Origin of the sequence: Delftia acidovorans SPH-1 (assembly GCF_000018665.1) — a bacterium.
GTDB classification, from domain to species: Bacteria; Pseudomonadota; Gammaproteobacteria; order Burkholderiales; family Burkholderiaceae_C; genus Comamonas; species Comamonas acidovorans.
The window spans coordinates 2,609,176-2,628,629 of the sequence record NC_010002.1 but is presented as its reverse complement, the minus strand read 5'-3'; the positions used below and the strand labels follow the sequence as shown (position 1 = coordinate 2,628,629).

General features: G+C 68.8%; 15 protein-coding genes. 9 read left to right on the top strand and 6 right to left on the bottom strand.

From position 1 onward, the window contains the following. Positions 1-15: 15 nt before the first annotated feature. Positions 16-1,326, bottom strand: a complete 1,311-nt coding sequence (locus tag DACI_RS11905) for a branched-chain amino acid ABC transporter substrate-binding protein (RefSeq protein WP_012204302.1) — start codon at positions 1,324-1,326, stop codon at positions 16-18. A gap of 98 nt (positions 1,327-1,424) precedes the next feature. Here DACI_RS11905 and DACI_RS11900 point away from each other — a divergent pair, with 98 nt between their 5' ends. Then, on the top strand, positions 1,425-1,805 hold the full coding sequence (locus tag DACI_RS11900; protein WP_012204301.1) for an Hsp20/alpha crystallin family protein: 381 nt from the start codon (positions 1,425-1,427) through the stop codon (positions 1,803-1,805). A 180-nt stretch (positions 1,806-1,985) separates the two neighbouring features. Here DACI_RS11900 and tsaD read toward each other — a convergent pair whose 3' ends face one another. Further along, positions 1,986-3,026 carry a tRNA (adenosine(37)-N6)-threonylcarbamoyltransferase complex transferase subunit TsaD gene (gene tsaD, locus DACI_RS11895; RefSeq protein ID WP_012204300.1) on the bottom strand — a complete coding sequence of 347 codons (1,041 nt, stop codon included), beginning with the start codon at positions 3,024-3,026 and terminating at the stop codon, positions 1,986-1,988. A gap of 90 nt (positions 3,027-3,116) precedes the next feature. Then, complete coding sequence (locus tag DACI_RS11890) at positions 3,117-4,715, bottom strand: putative bifunctional diguanylate cyclase/phosphodiesterase (protein WP_225971079.1); 1,599 nt, start codon at positions 4,713-4,715, stop codon at positions 3,117-3,119. A gap of 455 nt (positions 4,716-5,170) precedes the next feature. On the opposite strand from DACI_RS11890, the gene DACI_RS11885 reads away from it, so the two are divergent. From DACI_RS11885 to DACI_RS11870, 4 genes are all read left to right on the top strand, one after another. Next, complete coding sequence (locus DACI_RS11885; RefSeq protein ID WP_012204298.1) at positions 5,171-6,436, top strand: nitrate regulatory protein; 1,266 nt, start codon at positions 5,171-5,173, stop codon at positions 6,434-6,436. Positions 6,437-6,745: 309 nt separating this feature from the next. Next, the gene (locus DACI_RS11880) at positions 6,746-8,026 is read left to right on the top strand and encodes a CmpA/NrtA family ABC transporter substrate-binding protein (RefSeq protein WP_012204297.1); all 1,281 of its coding nucleotides are present in this window, start codon (positions 6,746-6,748) and stop codon (positions 8,024-8,026) included. A 40-nt stretch (positions 8,027-8,066) separates the two neighbouring features. Continuing rightward, entirely contained in the window at positions 8,067-9,008 is a 942-nt protein-coding gene (ntrB, locus tag DACI_RS11875; protein WP_012204296.1) for a nitrate ABC transporter permease, read from the top strand. After that, complete coding sequence (locus tag DACI_RS11870; protein ID WP_012204295.1) at positions 9,005-9,811, top strand: ABC transporter ATP-binding protein; 807 nt, start codon at positions 9,005-9,007, stop codon at positions 9,809-9,811. The genes ntrB and DACI_RS11870 overlap by 4 nt, the downstream gene beginning before the upstream one ends. A 60-nt stretch (positions 9,812-9,871) precedes the next feature. Here the strand turns inward: DACI_RS11870 and DACI_RS11865 are convergent, their stop codons facing one another. The 3 genes from DACI_RS11865 to DACI_RS11855 all read right to left on the bottom strand — a co-directional run bounded on the left by DACI_RS11865 (position 9,872) and on the right by DACI_RS11855 (position 12,958). After that, entirely contained in the window at positions 9,872-10,312 is a 441-nt protein-coding gene (locus DACI_RS11865) for a CBS domain-containing protein (RefSeq protein ID WP_012204294.1), read from the bottom strand. 122 nt (positions 10,313-10,434) lie between these two features. Next, positions 10,435-11,088 carry a DUF937 domain-containing protein gene (locus DACI_RS11860; RefSeq protein ID WP_012204293.1) on the bottom strand — a complete coding sequence of 218 codons (654 nt, stop codon included), beginning with the start codon at positions 11,086-11,088 and terminating at the stop codon, positions 10,435-10,437. Positions 11,089-11,218: 130 nt separating this feature from the next. Next, positions 11,219-12,958: a methyl-accepting chemotaxis protein gene (locus DACI_RS11855; protein ID WP_012204292.1), complete on the bottom strand. Its 1,740-nt coding sequence runs from the start codon at positions 12,956-12,958 to the stop codon at positions 11,219-11,221. A 415-nt stretch (positions 12,959-13,373) separates the two neighbouring features. On the opposite strand from DACI_RS11855, the gene DACI_RS11850 reads away from it, so the two are divergent. The 4 genes from DACI_RS11850 (at position 13,374) to cobA (ending at position 19,409) form a co-directional block, all read left to right on the top strand. Next, positions 13,374-14,654 (top strand): NAD(P)/FAD-dependent oxidoreductase, encoded by a 1,281-nt coding sequence (locus DACI_RS11850; RefSeq protein WP_012204291.1) that lies wholly within the window; start codon positions 13,374-13,376, stop codon positions 14,652-14,654. Positions 14,655-14,704: 50 nt separating this feature from the next. Next, complete coding sequence (locus DACI_RS11845) at positions 14,705-17,569, top strand: nitrate reductase (protein WP_012204290.1); 2,865 nt, start codon at positions 14,705-14,707, stop codon at positions 17,567-17,569. Positions 17,570-17,654: 85 nt separating this feature from the next. Beyond that, entirely contained in the window at positions 17,655-18,569 is a 915-nt protein-coding gene (gene ybiB / locus DACI_RS11840) for a DNA-binding protein YbiB (RefSeq protein WP_043783336.1), read from the top strand. Positions 18,570-18,596: 27 nt separating this feature from the next. After that, positions 18,597-19,409, top strand: a complete 813-nt coding sequence (gene cobA / locus DACI_RS11835) for a uroporphyrinogen-III C-methyltransferase (RefSeq protein WP_012204288.1) — start codon at positions 18,597-18,599, stop codon at positions 19,407-19,409. The last annotated feature ends 45 nt before the right edge of the window (positions 19,410-19,454 follow it).

Sequence of the window (19,454 nt, the reverse complement as noted above, 5' to 3'; positions counted from 1 at the left end):
AAACCGTCGAGGCCGTCAGGGCCGGCGCATGCGGCACATCGCAGGCTGCTCGGCACGCGCCGCCTCGATCTCTCGCACCACGCGGAAGCCGTAGCCCGAGCCCTCCACATCGAAGGGCACGCCGGGCGCGCCCTGCCTGTCCATGACGCCGACCACCAGCGCCTGCTGGAACTGGTGGTCGGCCGCGCGCATGCGGCCCTTGCGCCCGGCCAGCGCCACCTCGGCGCCTTCCAGCGCCTGCGCCACGGCCACCGTGTCGGTGCTGCCCGCACGCGCCATGGACTGGGCCAGGGCCTCGATCATCAGTTGCATGCGCATGTGCACATAGTCATCGGCAGGCCTGGGAAAGCGCTCGCGGAATGACTTGTAGAAGGCCTGGCTGTCGGGGCCCGGCACGTTGGGCAGCCAGTCGGCCACGGCCAGCACCTTGCCCACCCCGGCCTCGCCCAGGGCGGCGGGTGCACCCAGCGCATTGCCGTAGAAGGTGTAGAAGCGGCCATCGAAGCCCGACTCCCGCGCGGCCTTGACCAGCAGCATCAGATCGTTGCCCCAGTTGCCCGTGATCACGGCCTGGGCGCCGCTGGCCTTGATCTTGGCGGCATAGGGCGCAAAGTCCTTGACGCGGCCCACGGGGTGCAGCTCGTCGCCCACGATGGCCACATCGGGCCGCTGCGCGGCCAGCTGGCGCCGTGCCTCGCGCAGCACGGCCTGGCCAAAGCTGTAGTCCTGCCCGATCAGGTAGGCGCTGCGCACGGCCGCGTCCTCGCGCAGCACCTGCATCAGCGCGGCCATGCGCATGTCGGCATGGGCGTCGAAGCGAAAGTGCCAGAAGCTGCAGCGCTCGTTGGTGAGCGCAGGATCGACGGCCGAGTAGTTCAGGTACAGCACGCGCCGGGCCGGATCGCGCTCGTTGTGCTTGGCAATGGCATCGACCAGCACGGCCGCCACGGCCGATGAATTGCCCTGCATGACCACGCGCGCACCGCCGTCGATGGCTGCGCGCAGCGCGGACAGCGCCTCCTCGTTCTGGCCCTTGCTGTCATGGCGTTCGATGGCCAGGGGCCGGGCGCCGCCCTGCGCGGCCGGCAGTGGCACACCGCCGCGCGCATTCACGCGCTCGGTGGCCCACAGCAGGTTGCGGAACACGGCCTCGCCCGTGTTGGCAAAGGGGCCGGACAGGCTTTCGATCAGCGCCAGCCGTATGGGCTCGCCGCGCGGCGGGGGCACGGGCTGTCCGCGTTCGTTTGCGGCCAGGGCCGCCAGCGCGGGCGCAGCAAATAGCGCCATGGCACCGCTTTTCAAGACCTTGCGGCGCAATTTATTCATGGCTTTTTCCCTCTTGAAATGCGTTCAACGCCGCTCAACTACGCTCCATGCGGCGACAACTTCGATGAAGCCGCGCAGTTTATAGGAGCCACTTCACCATGATCTTCTCGCCTGTTCTCCGCCGCAACGCCTTCAACCCCCAAGCCGCCGATCTGGCCCTGCAGCGCTTCCTGCAAGGCACCCTGGGCAACGCCGCCCCCTCCCCCTCGTCGGTGCAGGTGCAGCGCGATGAAAAGGCCACGACGCTGCAGCTGGATGTGCCCGGCCTGTCTCGCGAGCAGCTGCAGCTGAGCATCGAAGGCGCCGTGGTCCGTCTGTCCAGCGTCGAGGGTGCGCCCCGCCAGGTGCAGCGCGCCTGGGAGCTGGACCATGAGATCGACACTGCCGCCAGCAGCGCAAAGCTGGAAAACGGCGTGCTCACGCTGTCCCTGGCCCGCCTGGAGCCTCAGAGCAAGGCCACCACGCTGAGCATCCAGTAAATCCGGTCAGCGAGTTTGTGCACCCGGGCTGTCAACCAATCCTTTCTTCCCTCCTCTTAGCAAGGTGACAGCCCGTTTTCAAAGCCCGGCATATGCCGGGCTTTTTTTGTGCGCAGGCTGCGCATCACAGGTGGCCCGCCGCACAGCGCGGCGATGGGGAAGGCAGAGGCGGCCGAAGAATCAGGCCAGCGAATCGAGCGGCCAGCGCGGCTTGACGTCGAAGGCGTAGTGCCTGTTGGCCACTTCCCGGCCCGCCTGCAGGCGCATGGCGGCGGCCATGGCGATCATGGCGCCGTTGTCGGTGCACAGGTGCAGCTCGGGGTAGTGCACGCGCAGCTTGCGCTTGGCGCAGGCCGCATCCAGCTGCGAGCGCAGCAGCCGGTTGGCACCCACGCCGCCGGCCACGACCACGCGCTTCATGCCGGTCTGCTGCAGCGCGGCCAGGGTCTTCTTGACCAGCACCTCGACGATGGCCGCCTGCGTGCTGGCGGCCAGGTCGGCCTTGCGCGCCTCCAGGTCATCGCCCAGCTTCTTCGCCTGGGTCAGCACGGCCGTCTTCAGGCCGGCGAAGGAGAAGTCCAGGTCGCCCGAATGCAGCAGCGGCCGGGGCAGCTTGAAGGCCTGGGCATCGCCGCCTTCGGCCAGGCGCGAGAGCACGGGACCGCCCGGATAGGGCAGGCCCATGAGCTTGGCCGATTTGTCGAAGGCCTCGCCGGCAGCGTCATCGATGGTCTCGCCCAGGATGGCGTAGCTGCCCACGCCGTCCACGCGCATCAGCTGCGTGTGGCCGCCCGAGACCAGCAGGGCCACGAAGGGGAATTCGGGGGGATCGGCGCTCAGGAAGGGCGACAGCAGATGGCCTTCCAGGTGGTGCACGCCCAGCACGGGCTTGTTCAATGCCGCAGCCATGGCGCAGGCCACGCCCGCGCCCACCAACAGCGCGCCGGCCAGGCCGGGGCCGCGCGTGAAGGCGATCACATCGACCTGGTCCAGCGAGCGGCCGGACTCGCCCAGCACGTTTTCGGTCAGCGGCAGCACGCGGCGGATGTGGTCGCGGCTGGCCAGCTCGGGCACCACGCCGCCGTAGGCGCGGTGCATGTCGATCTGGCTGTGCAGCGCATGGGACAGCAGCGTGGGCACGCCCGTGCCATCGGGGGCCTCGACCAGGGCCACGCCGGTTTCATCGCAGGAGGATTCGATCCCCAGAATCAGCAAACTCATGGGGCTGAAGTGTAGAACCTGCGGGCGCGGCGCACGGCCACAGGCATCAATGGCCCCTGGCAGGCGGGCAGTTGCACGGCCGGCGCTCCGCTACAGGTTGTCTATGTAGGAAGAGCGCGAGAACCGCACGGGCTCGAAGCCGTCGGAGGTCCAGATTTCGCTGGCGATCAGCGCCTGGGCATCCATGGGGCGGGCGAAGTAAAAGCCCTGCAGCTCGTCGCAGCCCAGCGCCTGCAGCACTTCGCGCTGCTGCTGGTTGGTCACGCCTTCGGCCACCACGCGCAGCTCCAGCGCATGGGCCAGGCGCACGATGGCATCGACCACCGCCCGCGCATCGCTCTTGAGGGCCACGTCGCGCACAAAGCTGCGGTCGATCTTCACCTCGTCGGCGCACAGCTGGCGCAGCAGGGCCAGGCTGGAGTAGCCGGTGCCGAAGTCGTCGATGGAGATCTGCACGCCCATGCCCGTGAGTTCGGCAATCACGGCCATGGTGGTCTTGTCGTCCTCCATGGCCACGGACTCGGTGATCTCGAAGACCAGTTGCTCGGGCCGGATGTGGTGCCTTGCGATCGCCTCGGCGATGAACTGCGCCAGCCGCGTCTGAAAGAGCTGGTAGCCCGAGATATTGATGGACACCCGCATGAAGCGCCGCTCGCGCGCCCATTGCGCGGTCTGGCGGCAGGCCTCGTCGATGACCCAGTCGCCGATCTCGCTGATCAGGCCGAAGCGCTCGGCCAGCGGGATGAACACGCGGGGACTGATCAGGCCGAACTGCGGGTGGTTCCAGCGCGCCAGCGCCTCCACGCTGCGGATGCGGCCCGTGCGGGTATCGATCTTGGGCTGATAGAACAGCACCAGCTGCTGGCTGGCCACGGCGCGGCGCAGGGCCTGCTGCAGGTCGAACTGCGCGGCCACGCCCTGGCGCATGCTTTCCTTGAAGATGGCGTAGGTGTTCCCGCCGGCACGCTTGGCCGTGTACATGGCGGCATCGGCCGCCGCCATGAGCTTTTCCTTCTTGCCATGGTCGGGATAGATGGCCACGCCGATGGAGCTGCTGATGGAGACCGCTTTTCCTGGCAGGTCGAACGGCTGGCTCAAGGCCTTCTGCACGCGGCCTGCCATGGCCACGGCGTCGTCCACCGAAGCCAGGCAGCCCAGCAGCAGCACGAACTCGTCGCCACCCACGCGCGCCAGCGTGTCCGATTTGCGCGTCATATGGCCCAGGCGCACGGCCACCTGACACAGCAGCGCGTCGCCTGCGGCATGGCCTTCCACATCGTTGATGGGCTTGAATCCATCCAGGTCGATGTACAGCAGGCCCACGCGCACCGGCCCGCAGGGCCCCGGCTGCTCCACCGAGCTGTCGGCGCGCGCAATCGTGCGGCCCAGCCGGTACTCGAACAACGCCCGGTTGGCCGTACCGGTCAACGGGTCTCGGAAGGCGATGCGCTTGAGCTTCACATTGGCGCGCAGCAATTTCTCATTGCTCTGCTTGAGCGACTGCGTCAGGCGCTGCGCCTTGCAGCGCATGCGGATGTAGAGCACCGAGCACACCAGCAGGAACACCACGAACGCACCGGCACCCCACGGGCCGAGGGCATCCCATCCAGCGAACCAGACGCCCTCATCGGCCAATTGCGCCGACGCGACGCCATCCGGGGCAGCCGCAGGCACCTGACCCTGCGCCATGCAGGGCAGCAGCGAAGCCAGCCAGCACGCAAATGTCGGGCCGCGCCAGCACACAAATGTCGAGCCGCGCCAGTGCGCAGGTATCCACCGGGACACCCCCTCGGTCAGGAACAGCCAATGCATGGGGAAAAACCGATCTTCTCGTGATATTTCAAACTCATGCCGATTCAGCCTCACTGCCGCATTGCGCAGCCCAATGCCGTGGTCTGCGTTGCCATGTGCGCCGGATGAACGGGGCTTTTCTTGAAAAACCGCCCCATTCGCTTTGCAAACATTCGACACGCTTACACGTCAGTTTGTGTATCGAAAATTTCAAATCATTAAAAAAATTCTATCAAATCATCGATACCGTGCCCATGCAAGCACCGCGCGACGCCCCCGGCATGGGAATTGCATCCAGGTCCCTTGCACCAAGGCAAACTGCATCAAGGCAGGCAGACAGGACCAAGCCCCCCATGAAAACCGCTCTCAACTTTCTTGTGGCCGCGCGGCAGTGCGAAATCGGCGAGCTGGAGCAACTGCAGCGCACCAGCGCCCTGGTGGATCTGCTCAGCCGCCTCATCCATGCGCTGCAAAAGGAGCGCGGCCTGTCCAACGTGTTTCTGGCCAGCGCAGGCGCGCGCGGCGGCCCGGCCAGGCTGGCCCAGATGGCCGAGTGCGACCGCATGGCCGCTGCGGCGCGCGACGGCTTCGAGCGGGTGGACATGCAGCCCGGCGGTGCGGGACTCACCGGCCACCCCGGCCATGGCGCGCGGCTGTTCAGCCGCATCGCCCATGTGCTGCAGTGCCTGGACGCCCTGCCCGCGCTGCGCGAGCGCGTTGCCAGCCGCGCGCTGTCGCCGGAGGCGGCCACGGCCCTCTATATCGATCTGGTGGCCGGCCTGCTGGCCGTGGTCTTCGAGGCGGCGGACAGCGCGCCCGAGCCCGGCATCTCGCGCCTGCTGGTGGCCTTGTTCAACTTCATGCAGGGCAAGGAGTTCGCGGGCCAGGAGCGCGCCACGGGCGTGGCCGCCTTTGGTGCGGGCGTCAGCGATGCGCCGCGCCAGCAGCACTGGCTGCACCTGATCGCCTCGCAGGAGCGCTGCTTTCAGGTCTTTGCGGAGTTCGCGCCGCCCCATTCCCTGGCCCTGTGGCAAGAAAGCAGCGCGGCCGACGCCACGCTGGCCGTGATCGAGCGGCTGCGCCGCGTGGGCTGCACGGCCGCAGCGGGCGCGCCTTTGTCCGTGGAGATGGCCGAGCCCTGGTTCGACAACTGCTCGCAGCGCATGGACGCGCTGCAGACCGTCGAGGCCCGCCTGACCGCCGAGCTGCAGCAGCAATGCCAGCACCGCATTGCCGATGCCCGCGCCGCCCTGCAGACGCTGCTGCAGGCGCCGCAGGCATTGGCGACCACGCCGGTCTCGGCCACGCTGGCGCCGGGCGAGCTGCAGCCCCCGGCCGCACGGCTGGGGCCGCAGTTGGACCGTTCCGTGATGGACCTGGTGCAGGACCAGTCGCAGCGCCTGCAGGCCATGCAGGCCGAGCTGGAGACCGTGCGCGCCACGCTCACGGAGCGCAAGCTGCTGGAACGCGCCAAGGGCCTGCTGATGGCGCGGCGCCAGCTCAGCGAAGGGGAGGCCCACAAGCTGCTGCGCCAGACCGCCATGAACCAGAACCGCCGCCTGGCCGATGTGGCGCAGGCCGTGCTTTCCATGGCCGATCTCCTGCCGCCTGCGCCTTGAACGCCGGGCCGGTGCGAGCCATGCTGCAGTGCAGCACCGACTTGGTGCCATGGAACGCACCAGAAGGTGGCCCGGCGAGGCTGGCAAGGCCGATGGACGGCATGGTCCCCTGTGAACACGGCCTGGCACGCTTTCTGCATTGACTTTGGCAACTCCCGGCCAAAGGCGGCCGGGACCCCGGTCTTGATTCAAGGCCCCAGGACAACGGCGTCACTCTCCCCGCGCAGCGCGGCTGGAGAGGACGCCGTTTTGCTTGGAGCAGGGCCCGTTTGCAAGTGTTCCATTCCCGACGATCGAAGGAGTTCCGCCATGGCGTCAAGCCCCAAGCCCACCACAGGCCCTCTCACCGCCGGCCCGGCCCTGCCCCGGCGCGACTTTCTGCGCCAGGCCGGCACGCTGGCAGGCGGTGCGGCGCTCTACACCCAGCTGGGCCACCATGGCGCCTGGGCGGCCGGCTCGGATGCGCCAGAGAAGAAAGAGGTGCGCATCGGCTTCATCCCGCTGACCGACTGCGCCAGCGTGGTCATGGCCTCGGTGCTGGGGATCGATCAGAAGTACGGCGTCAAGATCATTCCTTCCAAGGAAGCGAGCTGGGCCAGCGTGCGCGACAAGCTGGTCAACGGCGAGCTGGACTTTGCCCACGTGCTCTACGGCCTGGTCTACGGCGTGCACCTGGGCGTGGGCGGCGCCAAGAAGGACATGGCCGTGCTGATGACGCTCAACCACAACGGCCAAGCCATATCGCTGTCGAAGAAGCTGGCCGACAAGGGTGCCGTCAATGGTGCGGGCCTGGCCAAGCTGATGGCCAGCGAAAAGCGCGAATACACCTTTGCCCAGACCTTTCCCACGGGCACGCATGCCATGTGGCTGTACTACTGGCTGGCGGCCAACGGCATCCACCCGCTCAAGGATGCCAAGGTCATCACCGTGCCGCCGCCGCAGATGGTGGCCAATATGCGCGTGGGCAACATGGACGGCTTTTGCGTGGGCGAGCCCTGGAACCACCGCGCCATCATGGACGGCATCGGCGTCACGGCCGCCACCACCCAGTCCATCTGGCAGGACCACCCCGAAAAGGTGCTGGGCACCACGGCCGAGTTCGCACGCCAGAACCCCAACACGGCACGCGCCGTGACGGCGGCCATCATCGAGGCCAGCCGCTGGATCGACGAGAGCCTGGCCAACAAGACCCGCATGGCCGAGACCATCGCCGGCAAGGCCTATGTGAACACCGGCGTGGACGCCATCAACCAGCGCATCCTGGGCCGCTACCAGGACGGCATGGGCAAGACCTGGGACGACCCCAACCACATGAAGTTCTACGGCGACGGCAGCGTGGGCTACCCCTACCTGTCCGACGGCATGTGGTTCCTGACCCAGCACAAGCGCTGGGGCCTGCTCAAGGACCACCCCGACTACCTGGGCGTGGCCCGCTCCATCAACCGCCTGGACATCTACCAGCAGGCCGCCACCGCCGCCAAGGCCCCGCTGCCCAAGGCGGAGATGCGCAGCAGCAAGCTCATGGATGGCACGGTCTGGGACGGCAAGGATCCGCGCAAGTACGCAGACAGCTTTGCCATCAAGGCCTGAGAGATCCCCTTTGAAGCCCCACCCCACAGAGGAACACACCATGGTCAGCGCCGTCTTCCACTTCCCGGCCGAATCCGCTGCCGCGCCGGCAGCCGCCTCCACACCGATCTCCGCGCAGGCTTCAGGGCCCGCCGCTCCAGCCGCGCCGGCCGCCCAGGCCCAGGCCCGGGCACCCGCCGCCCCGCGCGACTGGGCAGCGCTGTCGCGGGCCTTCTGGCTGGCCGTGCTGCCGCCGCTGTGCGGCTTGGGCTTGCTGGTGGGCGTGTGGTCCCTGGTGGCTGCAGGCTCGGGCCAGAGCATTCCGGGGCCACTGGCGACCTGGCACCAGGCGGTGGAGATTTTCAGCGACCCGTTCTACCGCAACGGCCCCAATGACCAGGGCGTGGGCTGGAATGTGCTGGCCTCGCTGCAGCGCGTGGCCGTGGGCTTTGGCCTGGCGGCGCTGGTCGGCATTCCGGCCGGCTTCGTGATCGGGCGCTTCAACTTCCTGTCGCGCATGTTCAACCCGCTGATCAGCCTGCTGCGCCCGGTGTCGCCGCTGGCCTGGCTGCCCATCGGCCTGCTGGTCTTCAAGGGCGCCAACCCGGCGGCCATCTGGACCATCTTCATCTGCTCGATCTGGCCCATGCTCATCAACACCGCCGTGGGCGTGCAGCGCGTGCCCCAGGACTACATGAACGTGGCGCGCGTGCTCAACCTCAGCGAATGGAAGATCGCCACCACCATCCTGTTCCCCGCCGTGCTGCCCTACATGCTGACCGGCGTGCGTCTGGCCGTGGGCACGGCCTGGCTGGTCATCGTCGCGGCCGAGATGCTCACCGGCGGCGTGGGCATCGGCTTCTGGGTCTGGGACGAGTGGAACAACCTCAACGTCAAGAACATCATCATCGCGATCTTCGTGATCGGCATCGTGGGCCTGCTGCTGGAGATGGCCCTGGTCAAGCTGGCAACGGCATTTACGTTCGAAGAGGTGAAGGCATGAATGCATCGTCCAAGTTCATCGAGGTCCAGGGCGTGGAGCAGAGCTTCAAGACCGCCAAGGGCCTGTTTCCGGCGCTGCGCAATATCGACCTGACCATTGCGCGGGGCGAGTTCGTCTCGCTGATCGGCCACTCGGGCTGCGGCAAGTCCACCCTGCTGAACCTGATCGCGGGCCTGACCACGCCCACCACGGGCGTGCTGCTGTGCGCCAACAAGGAGATCAAGGGCCCCGGGCCCGAGCGCGCCGTGGTCTTCCAGAACCACTCGCTGCTGCCCTGGCTGACCTGCGAGGGCAACATCCACCTGGCCGTGGAGCGCGTCTATGGCCGCACGGAAAGCCGCGCCCAGCTCAAGGCACGCACCCTGGCCGCGCTGGAGCTGGTGGGCCTGGCCCATGCCGCGCACAAGCGGCCCGGCGAAATCTCGGGCGGCATGAAGCAGCGCGTGGGCATTGCGCGCGCGCTGTCGATGGAGCCGCAGGTGCTGCTGATGGACGAGCCCTTCGGCGCGCTCGATGCACTCACGCGCGCAAAGCTCCAGGACGAGCTGCTGGAGATCGTGGCGCGCACGCAAAGCACCGTGGTCATGGTCACCCACGACGTGGACGAGGCCGTGCTGCTGTCCGACAAGATCGTGATGATGACCAACGGCCCGGCAGCCACCATCGGCGAGGTGCTGGAAGTCGGCATCGCCCGGCCGCGCAACCGCGTGGCACTGGCCGAGGACAACCGCTACCGCGAGTGCCGCAAGGCGGTGATCGACTTCCTGTACACGCGCCAGGGGCATGTGGAAAAGGCGGCCTGAACCTTCGCCGGTCCTGCCGCCTTCGAGACCCTGCCCATGGCGGGCAGGCCGCGCCCCGGCTCAGTGCCGGCCCGAGATGTAGTGCTCCAGCTGCTCGATGATGAACTTCTGCTCGGAGATGATGTCCTTGACCAGGTCTCCGATGGAGATCAGGCCCAGCAGCTTGCCGCCCTCGTCCACCACGGGCAGGTGGCGCAGCCGGTTCTCCGTCATCACCGCCATGCATTCCTGCGTGGTCTGGGTGGGGCCGACGAAGAGCACGTCGCGCGTCATCACGTCGCGCACCAGGGTGGCGCCCGAGGTGCGCCCCAGCAGCGCGATCTTGCGCGCGTAGTCGCGCTCGGTGACGATGCCTGCGATCTCGCTACCCTCCATCACCAGCAGGGCGCCAATGCCCTTGTCGGCCATGAGCCGCAGCGCGTCGAGCACGGAATCGGTAGGCGCGATGCTGTACACCGCGCCGCTGGCCTTGGACTTGAGAATGTCTGCAACTGCTGTCATGGGTGCCTTTCAGTCGTTCGCCAATTCGGTTCTAGTGTCATCCGAACTGCGCCCAAAAAGCAACAGGGCCAGCGCGTGTATGCACACGCACCGGCCCTGCCCGATTCAGTGAATGCGGCCCTTCAGCGGCGGCCGCCCAGCAGGCTGCCACCAATCTTCATCAGATCGCTGAGACCTACCTGGCCGTCGCCATCCTGATCGAGCAGGCTGCCCAGCAAACCACCACCCAGACCGCCCTGCTGCTGGGCCTGCGCATGCTCGCGGCCCAGCACCTGGCCCAGGCCGCCGGCGTCCATGCCGCCTGCGCTCACGCGCTGCGCAAGAAAGGACATGACGATGGGGGCCAGCAGCTGCAGCAGCTGGGCCGCGCCGCCGCTGCCCAGGCCCGTGGCCTGGCCCAGTCCGTCCTGCGCGCGCTGCTGGTTGCCGCCCAGGATGTGGCCCAGGATGGCCGCGCCATCGAGCCCGCCCCCTGCATTGCCGCCCGCGCCTGCGCCGCCGCCCAGCAGCGAGCCCAGCAGGCCGCCGAGGTCCAGGCCACCGGCACCGCCGCCGCTGGCCGCGCCATGGTCGCGCTGCAGCGCGCCGAAGAGATTGGCCGCGCCCTGCGGATCGGCCGCATTGCGGCCCAGCGAGGCCAGCAGCACGGGCAGGGCCGCGCCCACGGCGCTTTCGGTCTGAGCGGGGCTGGCGCCGATCTGGTCCGCCATCTGCTGCATGGGCGCGCCCTGCAGTTGGGCCATCAGTTCGGCGGCCAGGGAAGAGCTGGAGTTCATGGTCGTTCCTTCATCCGGTCGCCCGGTCAACACAAAACCACATGGTATGCGCAAGCCTGCGCAGCGCACATGACGGTGCCACGTCCAAGTGTCAACGATGTTTTCCAGCGGCCGCAGGAACCCGCAGGGGTCAGGTCGTGGTCAGCACCCTCTGCGGCTGCGCGCGCGCCTGCCGCATCTGTGGCGGGCTCTGCACCTGGTTGCGTGCCTGGCTGCGTGCCTGGCCGCCTGCCTGGCTCTGTGCCTGGGCCTTCATGGACCGGCGCAGGGCCACGGCATCGCCCACTGCGGCAGGCGAGCGGCCCGTGGCGTCCAGCCGGAACACCTGCACGGTTTCCGACACGGTCTGCGCCTGGGCCTGCAGGGCCATGGCCGATGCCGCGTTCTGCTCGACCAAGGCCGCGTTCTGCTGCGTGATGCTGTCCAGATGCGCCACGGCCGCGTTGACCTGCGAGATGCCGCTGAGCTGCTCGCTGGAGGCGCTGTGGATCTCGCCGATCAGCAGGCTCACGCGCCGCACCAGATCCAGCGATTCGATCATGGTCTTCTGCGCCACCTCGGTCCTCTGGTTGCCGTCCAGCACCTTGGCGGCGGAGTCGTCGATGAGCTCGCGGATCTCCTTGGCCGCCGCCAGCGTGCGCTGCGAGAGGCTGCGCACCTCGGCCGCCACGACCGCAAAGCCCCGGCCCTGGTCGCCTGCGCGCGCGGCCTCCACGGCAGCGTTCAGCGCCAGGATATTGGTCTGGAAGGCGATGGAGTCGATGAGCTGCGTGATCTCGCCGATGCGCCCCGACGCGGCCTGGATCTGCTTCATGGTGGCGGCCACGCCATCGACGGCGCCGCTGCTGCGTTCGGCCACCTCGCTGGCCTGGGCGGCCAGGTCCGTGGCCTGGCGGGCCGAGTCGGCCGTGTGCTTGACGGTGCCCGTGATCTCCTCCATGGAGGCCGCCGTCTGCTGCAGGTTGCCCGCCTGGGTTTCGGTGCGCGCGGACAGGTCATGGTTGCCCTGCGCGATTTCCCGGCTGGAGATCTGCATCTTGTCGCTTTCCTCGCGCGCATCGCGCACGATGGACAGCAGGTTCACGTTGAGCTGGCTCAGCGCCTTCTGCAGATCGCCCACCACGTCCTTGCGCGTGATGCGTATGGTCTGCGTCAGGTCGCCGGCCGCCAGGCGGTTGGCCAGCAGCACCATCTGCGCCAGCGGCGCCACGGTCAGCCGGTAGGCCCAGGCCCCGGCCAGGCCCGTGAAGATGCAGACCGCCAGCCAGGCCAGCGCAGACCATGCGTCCAGCGTATGCCCACCGGCCAGCGCCGCGCCAAAGGCCGCCGCCACCACCATGAAGAAGATCAGCACCAGCTTGCCGGCCAGGCCCAGGCTCAATGCGCTGGCCAGGCGGCCGCGCAGGTTGTTGCGCAACAGGTGGCCTGCACGCAGCACGTGGACCCGGCGCCCGGCGTCCTTCTCGGCGCGCATGGTGGCGTAGAGGCGCTCGGCCGCATCGGTCTGCTCGCGCGTAGCCTCGGTGCGCACCGACATGTAGCCCGAGGGCCGGTCGCCATCCATCAGCGGGGTGACATTGGCCATGACCCAGTAGAAGTCGCCGTTCTTGCGCCGGTTCTTCACGGGGGCGGACCAGGGCAGGCCCGCCGAGATGGTCTCCCACATGTCGCGGAAGGCTTCCTCGGGCATGTCGGGGTGGCGGATCATGTTGTGGGGCTGGCCCAGCAGGTCTTCGCGCTCGTAGCCGCTGACCTCGATGAACATCGGGTTGCAGTAGAGGATGCGGCCCTTCAGGTCCGTGGTGGAGACCAGGGTCTGGCCCTTGGGAAACGAGTACTCGCGCGTACTGACCGGCAGATTCACTCTCATAGGCATCCCTCCCTTGAAGAAGAAAAATCCTGCGTGCCCCATCCGGCCCAGCGAGCCGCTGGCCGGAGTTCAAAGTTTTTACCCCGAACCGCCACATTTGAAACAAATAAAAACAAAACCTCCATTGGATTCAGACATCTGATAGGACCGTATCGATAGCACGCGCACCGCTTTGATGCATGCGGCGCACCAGCCTGGCACGGCCGCGCGGGCTCGCGTCCCCCGCGCAATCAGTCGCCACAGGGCAGCAGGCCTGGCACGCAGCTTGCTAAATCCCGGGCGTGGCCATGGAGGGCCGCAGGGCCAGGCGCAACGACGTGCCACGGCCCGGGACAAAGGCGTCACCCCGCGCGCAGCCATCGGCCGCGCAGCGGGGGGACGCCTTTTTTGTTTTCCGAAACGCAACGGGGGCACGATGAAAAAATCCAGGCTGGTGATGGTGGGCAACGGCATGGCCGGCGTGCGCACGCTGGAGGAGCTGCTCAAGATCGCGCCCGACCTCTACGAGATCACGGTATTCGGGGCCGAGCCCCACCCCAACTACAACCGCATCATGCTGTCGCCCGTGCTGGCGGGCGAGCAGCAGCTGGACGAGATCATCCTCAACGACTGGTCCTGGTATGCGCAGCACGGCATCACCCTGCATGCGGGCTGCCGCGTGCACGCAGTCGACCGCGCGCGCCGCGTGGTGCACGCCGTGGACGCGGCCGGACAGCCGGTGAGCGCCGAGTACGACCGGCTGATCCTGGCCACGGGCTCGCGCCCCTTCATGCTGCCCGTGCCCGGGCGCGAGCTGGAAGGCGTGCTGGGCTACCGCGACATTGCCGACACCCAGGCCATGATCGCGGCGGCCGCCACCCACCGCCATGCCGTGGTCATCGGCGGCGGCCTGCTGGGCCTGGAGGCCGCCAACGGACTCATGAAGCGCGGCATGGACGTTACCGTGGTGCATGCGGGCGAGCGCCTGCTGGACCGCCAGCTGGACGAGACCGCAGCCGCCATGCTGCAGGCCTCGCTGGCCGAGCGCGGCATGCGCTTTCTGATGCAGGCCCAGACCCGGGCGCTGACGGGCGACGGCCAGGGCCGCGTGGCCTGCGTGCACCTGCAGGACGGGCGCGAGGCACCGGCCTCGCTGGTGGTCATGGCCGTGGGCATCCGGCCCGAGACCACGCTGGCCGAGCAGATGCACCTTCACGTGCAGCGCGGCATCGTGGTCAGCGACACGCTGCAGACCGTGACCGACCCGCGCATCTACGCCGTGGGCGAGTGCGCGGCGCACCGGGGCGTGGCCTACGGGCTGGTGGCGCCGCTGTTCGAGCAGGGCAAGGTGCTGGCCAACCACCTGGCGGAGATGGGCATCGGCCGCTATCCGGGCTCGCAGACCTCGGCCAAGCTCAAGGTCACGGGCATCCATCTGTTCAGCGCGGGCGACTTCCGCGGCGACGAGGGCACGGAGGAAATCGTGCTCAGCGACCCCGGCGCGGGCGTATACCGCAAGCTTGTGCTGCGCGGTGACAGGCTGGTCGGCGCCTGCCTGTATGGCGACACCGAGGACAGCGGCTGGTACTTCCGCCTGCTCCGCGATGGCGTGGCAGTGCAGGAACTGCGCGACCGCCTCATGTTCGGCGAAAGTCAAGCCAGCCTAGCCAGCCTAGCCAGCAAGGCCAGCCCGGCCGACCCGGCCAGCGGCCCGTGACGGCGCCCGCCCCCGTGCCCTGCCCTTCCCTCATCCACCCCAGGCCCACCATGCAAGAAACCCGATCCACCTGCCCCTATTGCGGCGTAGGCTGCGGCGTCCTCATCGAAAGCGATGGTGCGCGCATCACGGGCGTGCGCGGCGATCCGGCGCACCCCGCCAACCACGGCCGCCTGTGCACCAAGGGCAGCACCCTGCACCTGACGGCCTCGCCCGCCCTGGCACAGCAGACGCGGCGGCTGCAGCCCGCGCTGCGTGCCACGCGCGGCGCGGCGCCCCAGGATGTGGGCTGGGATGCCGCACTGGACCTGGCCGCCGGCAGGCTGGCCTCCATCGTGCAGGAGCACGGCCCCGACGCCGTGGGCCTGTATGTGAGCGGCCAGTTGCTGACCGAGGACTACTACGTCTTCAACAAGCTGGCCAAGGGCCTGATCGGCACCAACAACATCGACACCAATTCGCGCCTGTGCATGAGCAGCGCCGTGGCCGGCTACAAGCTCACGCTGGGCGCCGACGCGCCACCGGCCTGCTACGAGGATGTGGACCATGCGGACTGCCTTTTCATCGCGGGCAGCAACGCGGCCTGGGCGCATCCCGTGCTCACGCGGCGCATCGAGCAGGCGCGTGCCGCGCGGCCGCAGATGAAGATCATCGTGGCCGACCCGCGCCGCACCGACACGGCCGGCATGGCCGACCTCTTCCTGCCGCTGCGCCCGGGCAGCGACACCCTGCTGTTCCACGGCATGCTGCACATCATGGAACTGGAAGGCTGGCTGGACCAGGCCTACATCGCACGCCACACCAGCGGCTTTGCCGACCTGCAGGCCCTGGTGCGGGAGGCCACGCCCGAGCGCGTGGGCGAGCTCTGCGGCCTGCCCCGGCACGATCTGTTCCAGGCCGCGCAATGGTTTGCGCTGGGCGGGGATGCACGCGGCGGCGCCGCCCGTGGCGCCACGCTGAGCCTGTACTGCCAGGGCCTGAACCAGAGCAGCAACGGCACGGCCAAGAACGCCGCGCTGATCGGCCTGCACCTGGCCACGGGCCAGATCGGGCGCGCGGGCGCGGGGCCGTTCTCGCTCACGGGCCAGCCCAATGCCATGGGCGGGCGCGAGGTGGGCGGGCTGGCCAATCTGCTGTCGGCCCACCGCGACCTGGCCAACCCCGTCCACCGCGCCGAAGTGGCCGCACTGTGGGGCGTGGACGCCGTGCCGCACCGCCCCGGCAAGACCGCCGTGGAGATGTTCGAGGCCGCCGCCGAGGGCGAGATCCGCGCGCTTTGGATAGCCTGCACCAACCCTGCGCAAAGCATGCCCGACCAGGCCCTGGTGCGGCGCGCGCTGCAGCGGGCCGAATTCGTCATCGTGCAGGAGGCCTTTGCCACCACCGCCACCTGCGCCTACGCCGACCTGCTGCTGCCCGCCACCACCTGGGGCGAGAAGCTCGGCACGGTGACCAACAGCGAAAGGCGCATCTCGCGCGTGCGCCCCGCCGTGGCCGCACCCGGCGCCGCGCGCCATGACTGGCGCATTGCCGTGGACTGCGCGCGGCGCATGGAGGCACGGCTGCGCCCGGGCCGGCCCAGCCTCTTTCCCTACGACACCGAAGACGCCGCTGCCGGCGCCCAGGCCATCTGGAACGAGCACCGCGAGAGCACGCGCGGGCGTGACCTGGACATCACCGGCCTGTCCTGGGATCTGCTGGACGCGCAAGGCCCCCAGCAATGGCCGCTGCCCGAAGGCGCAGCCCAGGGCCGCGCACGGCTCTACGAAGACGGCCGCTTTCCCACGCCCGATGGCCGCGCACGCTTTGCCCTGCTGCCCTGGCAGCCGCTGGCCGAGCCGCCCGATGCGCACTATCCCTTCAGCCTGACCACAGGCCGGCTGCGCGACCAGTGGCACGGCATGAGCCGCACGGGCCAGCTGGGCCGCTTGTTCGGCCATGCGGCCGAGCCCTGCCTGCAAATGCACCCGCGGGACATGGCCGAGCGCGGCCTGCGCGCGGGCGACCTGGTGCAGATGAGCAGCCGGCGCGGCGCCCTGCTGGTGCCGGTGCAGCCCGATGACACGCTGACGCCCTCCCAGCTCTTCATGGCCATGCACTGGGGAGGCGAGTACCTGGGCGGCACCTCAATGGGCGGCACTTCAATGGGCGGCGTCAATGCCCTGACCACACCGGCCTTGTGCCCCGGCTCCAAGCAGCCCGAACTCAAGCACACGGCCGTGAAGCTGCAAAAGGCCGAACTGCCCTGGACCCTGCTGGCCATGGCCTGGCTGCCCGAGGACCGGGTGCTGGCCGTGCGCGAGCAGTTGTCCGCCCTCATGCCGCACTTCGGCTTTGCCAGCTGCGTGCCCTTCGGCAATGCCGTCCCGCTGCAGGACGCCGCCCGGGCCCGGCACGGCGTGCTGCTGCGCGCCGCCGCGCATGAGGCGCCGGGCGAGGCCGTCCTCGCACGGATCGAATCCCTGCTGGGCCTGGATGCCGCCGACACCCTGCGCTACACCGACCGCCGCCGCCAGCACAGCCGCGCGCTGCGGCTGGACCGCCACAGCCTGTCCACCACGGTCGAGGCCCTGCTGCTGGCGGGCGACACGCGCGCGGGCAGCTGGCTGTCCACCCTGCTGCAGGACCAGATGCCGGCACAGGACTATGGCCGCCTGCTGCTCATGCCCTCGGGTTCGGCGCCGCTGGCCATCCAGCCGCGTGCGCGCCAGGTCTGTACCTGCTTCGATGTGGACGAGACCGCCATCGCAGGCGCGCTTGCGCGCTGCGAGGGCAGCGACGACGCGCGCCTGGCCGCGCTGCAGGGCCGGTTGCGCTGCGGCACCAATTGCGGCTCCTGCCTGCCCGAGCTCAAGCGTCTGGTGCGCCACATCCCCCTGGCGAAGAGCCAGGAGACCGCTGAAAGAGGCGATTGAACAACGGGTTTGCATATATAGCGAAAAGTAATGAAACCTGCGGGAAAATATGCCCCCACAGGATTCCACCCACGATTGCAACGCCATGGGCATCAGCCAATACATCAAGGAAATAGGCCGCGGCGCACGCGGAGCCAAGGCGCTGGATCGCCCGCAGGCGGCCGACCTGTTCGGCCAGGTGCTGGACGGCGGCGTCAGCGACCTGGAGATCGGGGCCTTTTGCATCGCCATGCGCATCAAGGGCGAGACCGTCGAGGAGATGAGCGGCTTCCTGGACGCCGTGCATGCGCGCGTCGCCCGTTTTCCCGCCTCGGCCGATGGCCGCCCCGTGATCGTGCTGCCCAGCTACAACGGCGCGCGCCGCCTGCCCGTGCTCACCCCCCTGCTGGCCCTGCTGCTGGCACGCGAAGGCCTGCCCGTGCTGCTGCACGGCATGCGCACCGAGGCGCGCCGCATCCTGGCCAGCGATGTACTGCAGGCCCTGGGCATTGCGCCGCTGCCATCTCCCCAGGCCCTGGCCGGCGGCCAGGTGGCCCATATCCATACCGAGCATCTGCACCTGGCCCTGGCGCGCCTGCTGTCCGTGCGCGAGGTCATCGGCCTGCGCAACCCGGGCCACAGCGTGGTCAAGCTGCTGGCGCCCTGCGACGGCCCCTGCCTGCTGGTGACGGCCTACACCCATCCCGAGTACCTGCCCATGCTGCACGGCACCTTCGGGACACTGGGCATGAATGTCCTGCTCTCGCGCGGGCTGGAAGGCGAGGTCGCGGCCGACCCGCGCCGGCTGCCGCGCTACGACGGCTTTGTGGCAGGCGCCCACCAGCTGCTGGCCGAGCAGCAAAGCGGCACCGCCTCCGACGTGCCGGGCCTGCCCGCCGAGATCGACATGGACACCACGGCGCGCTACACCGAAGACGTGCTCGCGGGCCGGCTGCCCGTGCCGCCCGCGCTCACACGCCAGGTGGAACACATCGTCCACCTTGCCGATCAGATTCGCTGAATACCCCAGAAAAAACGGAGCCCCGCCATGACGTCCCCGTCCCACACCCCCGCGAACACCGCCCGGCGCGGCACCTGCACCCTGGTCGGCGCCGGCCCCGGCGACCCGGAGCTGCTGACCATCAAGGCCCTCAAGGCCATACAGGCTGCCACCGTGCTGCTGGTCGATGACCTGGTCAGCGACGCCATCGTGGCCCATGCCGCGCCCACGGCGCGCATCGTCTACGTGGGCAAGCGCGGCGGCTGCAAGAGCACGCCCCAGGCCTTCATCGAAAAGCTCATGCTGAGCGCCGTGCAGGAGGGCGAGACCGTGGTGCGCCTGAAGGGCGGCGACCCCTTCATCTTCGGGCGCGGCGGCGAAGAGGTGGAGCACATGCGCGAAGCGGGCGTCGAGGTCCAGGTCATCAACGGCATCACCGCCGGCCTGGCCGGGCTCACCAGCCTGGGCGCCCCGCTCACGCACCGCGACCGCGCGCACGGCGTGGTCTTCATCACGGGCCACGCCAAGCCCGGCGACAGCGGCACCGACTGGCGCCAGCTGGCCGCCACCGCGCGCGATGCGCGGCTCACCCTGGTGATCTACATGGGCGTGAGCAGCGTGGAGCACATCCGCGCCGAACTGCTCAATGGCCTGCCCGCAGCCACGCCCGTGGCCGTGATCCAGCACGCCAGCCTGCCACAACAGCGCCACGCGCTGACCACGCTGGGCGCGCTGGTGGAGTGCATTGCCGACACGGGCCTGGGCAGCCCCAGCGTCATCGTCGTTGGCGATGTGGTCCATGGCGTACGGGCAATGGCCGAACCTCAGACGCAGCTTACCGCTGCGGTTGCAGCCGCCTGAGTGCGAGATTGCTGCAATCAAAAATCTATCGATTCATAAAAATCA

Excerpts from the sequence above, each read along its gene's own strand:
- DACI_RS11905 (WP_012204302.1), bottom strand. The coding sequence starts at position 1,326 with ATGAATAAATTGCGCCGCAAGGTCTTGAAAAGCGGTGCCATGGCGCTA.
- DACI_RS11900 (WP_012204301.1), top strand. The coding sequence starts at position 1,425 with ATGATCTTCTCGCCTGTTCTCCGCCGCAACGCCTTCAACCCCCAAGCC.
- tsaD (WP_012204300.1), bottom strand. The coding sequence starts at position 3,026 with ATGAGTTTGCTGATTCTGGGGATCGAATCCTCCTGCGATGAAACCGGC.
- DACI_RS11890 (WP_225971079.1), bottom strand. The coding sequence starts at position 4,715 with ATGGCGCAGGGTCAGGTGCCTGCGGCTGCCCCGGATGGCGTCGCGTCG.
- DACI_RS11885 (WP_012204298.1), top strand. The coding sequence starts at position 5,171 with ATGAAAACCGCTCTCAACTTTCTTGTGGCCGCGCGGCAGTGCGAAATC.
- DACI_RS11880 (WP_012204297.1), top strand. The coding sequence starts at position 6,746 with ATGGCGTCAAGCCCCAAGCCCACCACAGGCCCTCTCACCGCCGGCCCG.
- ntrB (WP_012204296.1), top strand. The coding sequence starts at position 8,067 with ATGGTCAGCGCCGTCTTCCACTTCCCGGCCGAATCCGCTGCCGCGCCG.
- DACI_RS11870 (WP_012204295.1), top strand. The coding sequence starts at position 9,005 with ATGAATGCATCGTCCAAGTTCATCGAGGTCCAGGGCGTGGAGCAGAGC.
- DACI_RS11865 (WP_012204294.1), bottom strand. The coding sequence starts at position 10,312 with ATGACAGCAGTTGCAGACATTCTCAAGTCCAAGGCCAGCGGCGCGGTG.
- DACI_RS11860 (WP_012204293.1), bottom strand. The coding sequence starts at position 11,088 with ATGAACTCCAGCTCTTCCCTGGCCGCCGAACTGATGGCCCAACTGCAG.
- DACI_RS11855 (WP_012204292.1), bottom strand. The coding sequence starts at position 12,958 with ATGAGAGTGAATCTGCCGGTCAGTACGCGCGAGTACTCGTTTCCCAAG.
- DACI_RS11850 (WP_012204291.1), top strand. The coding sequence starts at position 13,374 with ATGAAAAAATCCAGGCTGGTGATGGTGGGCAACGGCATGGCCGGCGTG.
- DACI_RS11845 (WP_012204290.1), top strand. The coding sequence starts at position 14,705 with ATGCAAGAAACCCGATCCACCTGCCCCTATTGCGGCGTAGGCTGCGGC.
- ybiB (WP_043783336.1), top strand. The coding sequence starts at position 17,655 with ATGGGCATCAGCCAATACATCAAGGAAATAGGCCGCGGCGCACGCGGA.
- cobA (WP_012204288.1), top strand. The coding sequence starts at position 18,597 with ATGACGTCCCCGTCCCACACCCCCGCGAACACCGCCCGGCGCGGCACC.